This window comes from Vibrio sp. YT-19(2023) (assembly GCF_033337395.1).
Genome location: NZ_JAWOQN010000582.1, coordinates 1 through 663 on the forward strand (window position 1 = coordinate 1; position 663 = coordinate 663).

Genomic DNA, 663 nt, shown 5'->3' on the forward strand with positions numbered 1-663 from the left:
CTGGCGCGACCTGCGTTTCGCTATCTAATGCAGTGATTCGAATCTGGTGAATTTCGATTTCTTGACCATTTGGAAGGTGGTTTGCGCTCACGAATAGCGCGCACATTTCGCGAAAGCCTTCACTTGCTAAAATGTCTTTCTCGATAGGTTCAAATTGACGAATGACATCACCCTGAAATCGGTTGATATCTGAAGACTGTACAAAGCTGTTCTTGTTCAAATCGATCACTTGTCCACCTTCAAATCTCACGACTGAGTTGCGTCGTAATCGATATTGCCCATCAGCGTGCTCAGTATGAGGTAACGCTTCAAATGAAGGCGAAAGTTGCTCAATTGCTGCCATGCTGAGCTGAGTTAAATGTAGAGTGTTCTCACGCGAATGTAACATCATTGACTCCTTTAATGAGGTACATTTAATTAACATTTAATTTACAACATAGATTACGCAAATATTCTGCAATTACCAGCTTTTAACGTTGATAGCTTCAACATAAATAAAAAAACGAGATGAAAACCCACAAACAAAAGTTAAATTAGGTATATGTTTCAGATTAAAGCTTAAGCAACATTTGAAACTAGATTTCTCTACTGTAAATAGAATTTTATGCTGGATTGAGACAATTTCTATCACGCGATAGTGAGTTCTAGTCTATAACCATTTAT

General features: G+C 38.0%; 1 protein-coding gene. It reads right to left on the minus strand.

Translation table 11 applies throughout. The features are described from left to right. Nucleotides 1-391, minus strand: a 391-nt coding sequence (locus R7E78_RS27270) for a 2OG-Fe dioxygenase family protein (protein WP_318058769.1), incomplete at its 3' end; no start/stop codon positions are given. Between the last annotated feature and the right edge of the window lie 272 nt (nt 392-663).